This is a genomic window from Streptomyces sp. NPDC007863 (assembly GCF_040633895.1).
Lineage (GTDB): Bacteria > Actinomycetota > Actinomycetes > Streptomycetales > Streptomycetaceae > Streptomyces.
In genome coordinates this window covers 1-8,840 of sequence record NZ_JBEYEI010000050.1, presented here as the reverse complement: position 1 = coordinate 8,840, position 8,840 = coordinate 1, and the positions used below count along the sequence as shown (strand labels likewise).

7 protein-coding genes are annotated in these 8,840 nt (G+C 69.1%); 3 read left to right on the top strand and 4 right to left on the bottom strand.

All coding sequences use genetic code 11. From position 1 onward, the window contains the following. The first annotated feature begins 150 nt into the window (after window positions 1-150). Both ABZ621_RS37430 and ABZ621_RS37425 read left to right on the top strand, forming a co-directional pair. Entirely contained in the window at window positions 151-273 is a 123-nt protein-coding gene (locus ABZ621_RS37430; RefSeq protein ID WP_360611619.1) for a hypothetical protein, read from the top strand. Between the two features lie 134 nt (window positions 274-407). Further along, entirely contained in the window at window positions 408-1,298 is an 891-nt protein-coding gene (locus ABZ621_RS37425; RefSeq protein ID WP_360611617.1) for an L-dopachrome tautomerase-related protein, read from the top strand. Window positions 1,299-1,745: 447 nt separating this feature from the next. Here the strand turns inward: ABZ621_RS37425 and ABZ621_RS37420 are convergent, their stop codons facing one another. The 4 genes from ABZ621_RS37420 to ABZ621_RS37405 all read right to left on the bottom strand — a co-directional run bounded on the left by ABZ621_RS37420 (window position 1,746) and on the right by ABZ621_RS37405 (window position 6,687). Beyond that, window positions 1,746-3,218, bottom strand: a complete 1,473-nt coding sequence (locus tag ABZ621_RS37420) for an ATP-binding protein (protein WP_360611616.1) — start codon at window positions 3,216-3,218, stop codon at window positions 1,746-1,748. Beyond that, window positions 3,215-4,891, bottom strand: a complete 1,677-nt coding sequence (locus tag ABZ621_RS37415) for an FAD-dependent oxidoreductase (protein WP_360611614.1) — start codon at window positions 4,889-4,891, stop codon at window positions 3,215-3,217. Before ABZ621_RS37415 ends, ABZ621_RS37420 begins: the two co-directional genes overlap by 4 nt. A gap of 29 nt (window positions 4,892-4,920) precedes the next feature. Then, on the bottom strand, window positions 4,921-5,763 hold the full coding sequence (locus ABZ621_RS37410) for an alpha/beta fold hydrolase (protein WP_360611612.1): 843 nt from the start codon (window positions 5,761-5,763) through the stop codon (window positions 4,921-4,923). A 108-nt stretch (window positions 5,764-5,871) separates the two neighbouring features. After that, a complete protein-coding gene (locus ABZ621_RS37405) occupies window positions 5,872-6,687 on the bottom strand; it encodes an oxidoreductase (protein WP_360611621.1) in 816 nt (271 codons plus the stop codon). 203 nt (window positions 6,688-6,890) lie between these two features. Between ABZ621_RS37405 and ABZ621_RS37400 the strand changes: the two genes are divergently transcribed. Then, window positions 6,891-7,514, top strand: coding sequence for a TetR/AcrR family transcriptional regulator (locus tag ABZ621_RS37400; RefSeq protein ID WP_360611610.1), 624 nt, complete (start codon window positions 6,891-6,893; stop codon window positions 7,512-7,514). Window positions 7,515-8,840: the final 1,326 nt, after the last annotated feature.

Sequence of the window (8,840 nt, the reverse complement as noted above, 5' to 3'; positions counted from 1 at the left end):
CCGGGGCATCGATGTCGTAGGCGCGGCCGGCCACAGCCCCGACCGCCTGACCTCGATCGCGGAAAGCGCGTTCGCCCTGCTGCCTCGCCCCCGCCGCCGCCGAGAAGGCGACGTGCCTTCCGGCGACTTGACCCAGCAGGAGGCGCTCGCATGAAAGGACGTACATTCCTCGGCGCGACCACCGCGTCGCTGGCCGCCACCCAACTTGCCGGGCCCGCCTACGCCGCCGCCGGTTCAACCGCCGGTCAGTGCACGGTCGTCGCCCGCCTTTGAGGCTCGATGCCGACGGGTGTCACCGTCTCACGCCACGGTCGTATCTTCGTCAACTTCCCCCGCTGGGGCGACGACGTCCCGTTCACCGTCGCCGAACTGCGGCACGGGAAGCCGGTGGCGTACCCAACGCCGAGGTGAACCGCGAGGACGCCTCCGACCTGGCCGGGCACTTCCAGTCGGTGCAGAGCGTCGTCGTCGACCCGGCCGACCGGCTATGGATCCTCGACACCGGAAACCCGCTGTTCGCCGGGTCCTCCTACGGCGACCCGAAGCTCGTGGCGGGCGACCTGCGCACCAACCGGATCGTACGGAAGCTCCTCTCCCCGCCCGAGGTGGTGCCGTCGAACAGCTACCCCAACGACCTGTGCTTCGACCTGCGGCGCGGCGCCGAGGGCATGGCGTTCATCACCGACTCGGGCGGCTCGAACGGCGTGATCGTGGTCGACCTCGCCACAGGCCGCTCCTGGCGGCGGCTGGCCGGGCATCCCTCAGTGCTCCCCGACGAGCAGTTCCTTCCCCTCTTCGAGGGCGAACCCCTCATGATCCGCCCCGCGGACGGCGAACCCACCTGCTACGAGACCGGCTCCGACGGCATCGCTCTCAGCGCCGACGGCCAGCGCCTCTCCTACTCCCCCTGTCCAGCCGCCGGCTGCACAACATGTCCACCGACGCCCTCGCCGACCCGGACGCCAGGGACGCCGAGGCGGCGGCGACGGTCGAGTACCTCGGATTCAAGCCGATGGCCGACGGTCTGGAGAGCGACGACAAGGGACGGCTCTACGGCGGCGACCTGGAACACAACTCCATCTGGCGCAGGAATCCGGACGGCACCTACCGCACCCTCGCCCAGGGGCACCGACCTCATCTGGGTCGACACCCTGTCCGTCGCCTCGGACCGGCACCTGTACGCCACGGCCAACCAACTCAACCGGATGTCGCTCTTCCACGAGGGCGAGGATCTGCGCCGCAAGCCCTATCTCCTGGTCCGCCTGCCGATCGACGCCGGACCGGTCAGGCTCGTGTGACCTCTCCGGCCCGCGTCACGTGACTGCCTGGTCGCTGTCCCGGTGCGCACCCGGCCGGGCAGCGGTCGACCTCGTCCCGGGCCAGGACCCGCTCAGGGTAGGGCCTGATGTTGCAGTGCGGGGCGATGGGGAGTGAACCTTTCCCTCCGCAGCCTGAGCTGGCCGGCCTCGGGCGTCAGGTGACGCTGGTAGGGAGGCTCCGGACGGGGCTGCGCTGGGTGCTGTTGTCGATGCGCCGGTCCGGCTCGGTGTGCGCCGCCAGCCCCTGCCGGTGTAGCCGAGCTCGGCCTCCGACAGTACCCACGTCTTGCACACCCCGGCGTCCCCGGCGATGAGCACGGCACAGGTCTCACGGACACGGGGCCAGTTCAGCACACCGGCGAGAGGGTCAGCGCCTCGTCCCGGCCCCGCAGGGCGGGACGCTGGGGTCGATGCCGGTGCCCTTGGTCATGAGGGCTCCTGGGCCGGGTCCGGGACGGTATCGGGCTCGGTGGCGGTGAGGGGGAGCAGCACCTGGAAGCGGGTGTCACCCGGTACGGACTCGACCTTCAGGTCACCGTGGTGCTTGTTGACGACGATCCGCCAGGAGATGTCGAGCCCCAGCCCGGTGCCCTCGCCCACCGGTTTGGTGGTGAAGAACGGGTCGAAGATCCGGCCGCGGATCTCGGCCGGCACTCCCGGGCCCGTGTCGCGGAACTCCACCAGCAGCCGGTCGTGCACCAGAGCGGTGCGTACGGTCAGCGTCCCTTCGCCGCCCGCGCCCTTGATGGCGGAGACGGCGTTGTCGATCAGGTTGGTCCACACCTGGTTCAGCTCGGCCGGGTAGGCCGGAATCCTCGGCACCGAACGGTCGTACTCCTTCACGACCTTGACCTGTGGACCGATCTTGCCCGACAGCATCAGCAGCGTGCTGTCCAGGAGTTCGTGCACATCGGCGACCTGGTAGGGGGCGCGGTCCAGCTGCGAGTACTGCTTGGCGGCGTCGACGAGGTGCGAGATACGGGTGGTGGAGTCCTCGATCTCGGACATCAACAGCTCGGTCTCGACCGTGTAGTTGAGCCACCCGATGGCACTCTGCAGGATCTCCTCCTCGTCGACGGCCGCCGCGATCTGCTCCAGCCAGTCGACGTCGAGGCCGCCCTGCACGAAGGTCGGCGCGATCTGCCAGCCGTTCTGGACACCGTGGTCGTCGAGCCAGTCGGCGAGTTCGTCCTCCCGGTCGGACGCTTCGAGCGGGCTCAGTGCTGGCGCCTTGGAGACCCGCTCAGCCGTACGCTCCTGGAGATCGACCAGGGCCTTCAGGGCGTCGCCGCGGTAGGGGCCCGAGGCGATGATGCCGAGTTTGTTGCGCATGTGCGCGACCCGGTCCCTGAGCGCCGAGGTGGCCCGTACGGCCGCCGCGGCCGGGTTGTTGAGCTCATGGGTGAGACCTGCGGACAACGAGCCCAGCGCCAGCAGCCGTTCGCGCTGCCCGACGGCCCGCTGAAAGGTCTGCGAACCGAGGACGAGCCCCTCCAGGAGATGGATCGCCATCGGAAACCACTCGTGCATGAAGTTCGCGAACGATTCGGCGGGCAGGACGAAGAACCGCGTCGGCTCCGACACCCGCAACGAGTTCATGTACCGCTGCGGTTTTCCGTCCCCGAGGTACGCCATCACGGCCCCCGCGTACACCCCGGTCTGGGACGTGCGGCTCACCTCGATGTCGTCGTTGCCCACCCGGCGCGACATGACGACCGTGCCCTCGATCATCACGTAGAAGCAGGTCGCCGGGTCACCTTCGGTGAACACCGGCCCGGGGTCGAACAGTTCGACCCGTCCCTCGCTGCACAGCCTGCCGAGCTGCTCGGAGTTCAGTTTCTCGAAGAGGAACAGCGAGCTGATCTCGGCCGCGCTGCACGGCATCAGCCGCCCGCTCACGACTGCTCCAGATACCGGTGTACGAGCATCACGGCCATGGCTCCCTCTCCGACGGCGGACGCGACCCGCTTGGCGGACTCCGCGCGCGCGTCCCCGGCGACGAACACGCCGGGGATGTTGGTCTCCAGGTGGTACGGCGGCCGGTCCAGCTCCCAGCCCACCGGTGGCCGCCCGTCGGCGGTCAGATCGGGCCCGGCGAGGATGAACCCGCGCTCGTCCCGCAGCACCGTACCCTCCAGCCAGTCGGTCAGCGGGGCCGCGCCGATGAACACGAACAGCCACTGCGCGTCGACCCGTTCGGTCTGACCGCTCGTCGTGTCACGCAACGTCAGCTGTTCCAGGTCGTTGTCGCCGTGCGCGGCCTCGACGACCGTGTGGGCCCGCACCGAGATGTTCGGCGACTCGGCGATCTGCTGGATCAGATAGTGCGACATCGACGCGGTGAGGTCCGCTCCGCGCACCAGCAGGGTGACCGACTTGGCGCCCCGGGACAGGTACATCGCCGCCTGCCCGGCCGAGTTGGCGCCGCCGACGATGTACACGTCGTGGCCCTGGCAGGCGGCGGCCTCGGTGAGCGCGGACCCGTAGAACACCCCGCGGCCCGACAGCTCGTCGGCACCCGGCGCCTCCAGCCGCCGGTACGACACACCGGTCGCCAGGATCACGCTGTGCGCCGCGATCGCCGACCCGTCCGCGAACCGTACGAGCCGCGCCGCCCCGCTGCTCTCCAGACCGGTCACCTCCCGTGCGGAGAGGATCTCGGCGCCGAACTTCGTGGCCTGGCGTTGCGCCCGGTCGGTGAGCTGGCCGCCGGACACCCCGTCCGGGAAGCCCAGATAGTTCTCGATCCGCGAACTCTGCCCGGCCTGCCCGCCGGTCGCCGACCGCTCCACGAGCACGGTCCTGAGGCCCTCCGAGGCCCCGTACACGGCCGCGCCCAGCCCGGCCGGCCCGCCGCCGATGACGACCAGGTCGTAGAAGTCCGCCGTGGGTGTCGTCGCCAGCCCCACGTGCGCGGCCAGTTCGGGCACCTCCGGCTCGACGAGCGCCGTACCGTCCGCCGTGATCACCACCGGCAGCCGCTGCCCGTCCTGTCCTGCGGCGGCCAGCAGTCGCTGGCCCTCGGGCTCGTCCGTGGAGTACCAGCGGTACGGAACCTGGTTGCGGGCCAGGAACTCCCGTACGTCCGACGAGCGGGCCGACCACCGGTGACTGACCACCTTCGTGGCGGGCACCGGCCGGAAGTCACTGCACCGCCACGCCTCCAGCAGGTCGTCGAGGACCGGGTAGAGCTTCTCTTCCGGCGGGTCCCACGGTTTGAGAAGGTAGTGGTCGAGGTCGACGACGTTGATCGCGTCGATCGCCGCGTTCGAGTCCGCGTACGCGGTCAGCAGCACGCGCCGGGCGCCCGGATAGATGTCAAGGGCCTGTTCGAGGAACTCGATGCCGTTCATCTGCGGCATCCGGTAGTCGGCCAGGATCACCGCGACCAGATCACCGCGCAGCTTCAGCTCCCGCAGCGCCTCCAGCGCGGACTCGCCGGACTCCGCGCGCACGATCCGGTACGACTTGCCGTAGCGCCGTCGCAGGTCACGGGCGACGGCCCGGGACACCCCGGGATCGTCGTCCACGGTCAGGATGACGGTCCGCGCAGCGTCCGGGGCCTGTGCCATACGTCCCCCACTCCGAGTGATGTGATCCGCTACTTGGCCCATGCCGCGATCCGTTCCGCGATCGCCTCGGGGGCCTCGATGTGCAGGAAGTGACCGACGTCGGGGACGACCTCCATCGCGTGCGGGGCGGCGAACCGATGTCGGTCGTCGACCTTCGGGGGGAGGAAGCAGCCGTCGTCGGCACCGTAAAGCTGCAGCAGGGGCACCGCGATCGGCTGAGACAGGCGGCGTGTCGCCCCAATCATGCTGGGTCGCAGCATCGCCCGGTAGTACTTCAGAGGCGCGGGCATGCTCGCCCGCAGGTGCTCGTGCAGCTCCGCCTGGAGAGCTGGATCGAGCGAGAGGCTGGGCGACCACTGACGCCAGAGGCGGTCGATGAAGGCGAGATCGCGGGCTGTGGCCACCCAGCCGCTTCCCGGCAGTTGAAAGAGCCCCATGTACCAGATCCGGCGTAGCTGAGCGAGGCGCGGCCGGCTCAGGAACGTGATGGGGTGGGGGACTGCGAGCGTGACCGCGCGTTCGATCCGCTCCGGCGCGGTAACGACGGCATCGTATGTGATCAGGGCGCCCCAGTCGTGGCCGACCAACTCCACGGCTCGCCCGGGAGACCAGCGGTCGATCAGCGCGAGCACGTCGCTGGTGAGGGAGGCGAAGTCGAACGGCCCGGCGGTCGGGGACGGCGCATAACCGCGAAGCCAGGGTGCGATGACGTGACGTCCGTGGCGGGCGAGCTCGGCGAGGAAGGGCTTCGCGGTCGGCGGGTGGTCCGGGAAGCCGTGCAGGACGACCGTCGGCTGCCCATCGGGGTCACCACCCTGCAGCGCGTGAAAGGTGCCGTGTGGCAGGTCGAAGGTGACGTGTTCGAATTCCATGGGTGTCAGCCATTTCCAGGAGCGGTCGGACGAGAGAGGCTGATGTCGGCTTCAGTGTCTCTGGTTTTGGACATGTGCGCCTTTTCGGGCGCCGGGTGTAGTGCGGGGTCAGCCGGCCAGTCGGTTGAGCTTGCGGATTTGTTGGTCGAAGGCGCGCGAGGGCACGATCCGGCGCAGGAGGCTGACGCGTGCGGCCATCGAGCCGGCGGTGTACCGGAGCTTGGGCTTGGAATCGGTGGCGGCCGCGACGATCACCTTCGCGACAACGGCCGGGGCGTCGGCGTTGCGCACGGCCGTGGCCAGCACGTCTCGGGAGACCTCCCGCTGTGCGGCGTAGACCGGCAGGGGCGAGTCGGGTGCCATGCTGCTCGCCTCGAAACTCGTGTTTGTGTAGGCCGGCTCGACCAGCAGCATCCGCACGCCGTGCTCACGAAGCTCGTGGTCGACGGACTCGGAGTAGCCCTCGACCGCATGCTTGGTGGCGGCGTAGACGGCCATGAAGGGGGCTGGGATCAGACCGAGTACCGAGGCGACGTTGACCACGCGGCCACTGCCCTGGGCGCGCATGTGGGGCAGCACTGCGTTGGTCATCCGCATCAGGCCGAAGACGTTGATGTCGAAGACCTCCTTGGCCTGGTTGATCGAGCTCTCCTCGCCGGCGCCGACCGCGCCCACGCCTGCGTTGTTGACCAGGACGTCGATCCGGCCGAACCGCTCGATCACCTCCCCGACCAGGGAGCGGACCGACTCGTCGCTGGCCACGTCGAGATCGAGGAACGTCACCCCGGCGATCGGCTTGGCGTTCGCCGCGTTGCGGCTCGTGCCGACCACCGCGAAGCCGGCGCCCACGAGGGCGAGCGCAGCCGCCCGCCCGATCCCGGAGGAGGCACCCGTCACGAGGGCCACTGGGGAAGCTGTCTGCATGGTGGTTCCTTCGGCTGTGGACATGACTTCGTCGTGCCCTGTGTGGGGTCGCCTGTCCTCAGGTCGACACTGTCGCACCGGTCCTGCAAGTCCGGACCAAACCTGTCCGGTGAGCTCAGGATGGTTGTGTACTGAACAGTCTGGAATCTAGGCTGTTCTGTACCGGGTTGTCAATAACGGCGAGTCGGCTTTACCTTCTATGTATGGCGAGACCACGAAGCTTCGACCGCGACCACGTCCTGCATGCCGCCGAGCGGCAGTTCCGCGCCTCGGGCTACAACGGCACGAGCGTCGACGACATCAGCGCCGCCACCGGCCTGGGCCGCGGCAGCCTCTACGCCGCGTTCGACGGCAAGCACGGCGTGCTGCTGGAGGCGATGACCGGCTACTTCGCCCGGCTGGGGCAGGGGCCGCGGAAGATGCTCGCCGGACCGGACGAGGGCGCCCTGGAACGACTGCACGCGTACTTGCTCCGCGCCGTCCACGGGGTGCCACTCGCCGCCGACGTACCCCCCGCCCCCGACCGGACGGCCGCAGCCTGCTTCGCCGCCAAGATGGCCCTGGAGATCGGCGCCTCCGACCCCGCAGTGCAACGCCTGGCCAACGACTGCTTCTCCGTAGTCCGGACGGCGGTGGCCGAGTGTGTGCGAGCGGCCCAGCGCAACGGCGACATCGACCCCGACGCGGACCCCGACGACCTCGCCTACCTCCTGCTGACCATCATCCGCGGGACCGATGTCGTAGGCGCATACGGCCACAGCCCCGACCGCCTGACCTCGATCGCGGAAAGCGCGTTCGCCCTGCTGCCTCGCCCCCGCCACCACTGACAAGGACACAGCCGACCTCGTCGCACAGGCACCTGATGCGGCCGGCCCACCTCGACACCGCCGAAGCACGGCCCGCAGGTTCACGCACCGCCGGGCGGTCATCTGGGCGGCCTGCGAGGAACGGCGCCCGCATCCAGCAGCGTCACCCGGCGCTCGCGGCACACGACAACTGCCACCACAACCGCCATGGTCCCCGCGATGCCAGTAGGCGGCGCGGGGACGCCCGGCTGCCGTACGCCTCCACCCACTCCCGGGCCGCCGAGGGCGATTGCGCCTTGCCCCCGTGGAGAGCACTGCCCCCACGTTCAGCGACCCGCCGGGCCACCTCGTCGCACCGCGCCCCCGGTCCCCGGGGGCCGGACATCCGCAGAAACGCCTCGAAGACGCAGCCCCGTCAGGTCCGCGACCTCCGTTTGAGGCATTCACTCTCATTTCCGCGTGCCACGTTCACGGGCGGCTGCCATCGCTGGGCGCTCTGTCCGCCCGCCCCGCCATCAAACCCGAGCAGGGGTAATACGGCGCGCCGGGTCACGTCCGCCGGCCTCATGTCACGGTATGCCTCTGCCTCCTTGCCGACTGCCCCTGTGCCTCTCGCGGCGCCCCAGACGGGCAGAACCCGCTCGCCACGAGGTACCGCGGAGGACTTGACGGCACCACAACCGACACCCATCCCTGTGCTGCCGAGCCCTGCTCTTTCCCCCGCCCTGCAGGCAAGGACGCCCCTCAGAATCGTCGCCATCCGCACCAGCCTTCCTTCCACAGCCCTGTCTCCGTCGCCCTCCACCTACTGCGCGCCAAGGGGCCCCTGGCCCCAGGCCATGACTTACAGCGACCCTCCGGCCCTCCCGGTTCCGTCACCGCCTCGGACGCCCTGCCCCCTCCAATCCTCCGCACCCCAGGACTCCTGATCAGCTACCCAATGCCAAGACAAGCGCAGAGGCCCCTATCCGACGCCCCTATCGCCCGACAGAGCAATTTCCCCCCTGGCCGTGGAGCTCAAGGCACAAGCCCCCACGACAGGGCTACCCCTCTTTCTTCCAGAAATTACCTACCCACCGCAGGGCGGGGAACACAAGCCCTATTGAACAGCCCTTCCTTTCAAGCGAGACAGTGAAACGTTCCTCCACCCCGGACAGGCCCTGAATAACAAAACGGGAATTTTCGATACCGTTCGGCCAGGTAACCCGACAGGTAATTGACCTTGTCGCTACTTCGAGTGAAGCACCCCTTAGAGCTCGTAACACGATCATGAGTTGTGCTTCTTGAGACGTCTCCAGCAGATGAGGCTGCAGGCCAGGGAGATGAAGGCGTCGTGTAGTTCGGTGC

Bases quoted from the DNA above. Each gene is read 5' to 3' on its own strand.
- ABZ621_RS37430 (WP_360611619.1), top strand. From the start codon at position 151: ATGAAAGGACGTACATTCCTCGGCGCGACCACCGCGTCGCTGGCCGCC.
- ABZ621_RS37415 (WP_360611614.1), bottom strand. From the start codon at position 4,891: ATGGCACAGGCCCCGGACGCTGCGCGGACCGTCATCCTGACCGTGGAC.
- ABZ621_RS37410 (WP_360611612.1), bottom strand. From the start codon at position 5,763: ATGGAATTCGAACACGTCACCTTCGACCTGCCACACGGCACCTTTCAC.
- ABZ621_RS37405 (WP_360611621.1), bottom strand. From the start codon at position 6,687: ATGCAGACAGCTTCCCCAGTGGCCCTCGTGACGGGTGCCTCCTCCGGG.
- ABZ621_RS37400 (WP_360611610.1), top strand. From the start codon at position 6,891: ATGGCGAGACCACGAAGCTTCGACCGCGACCACGTCCTGCATGCCGCC.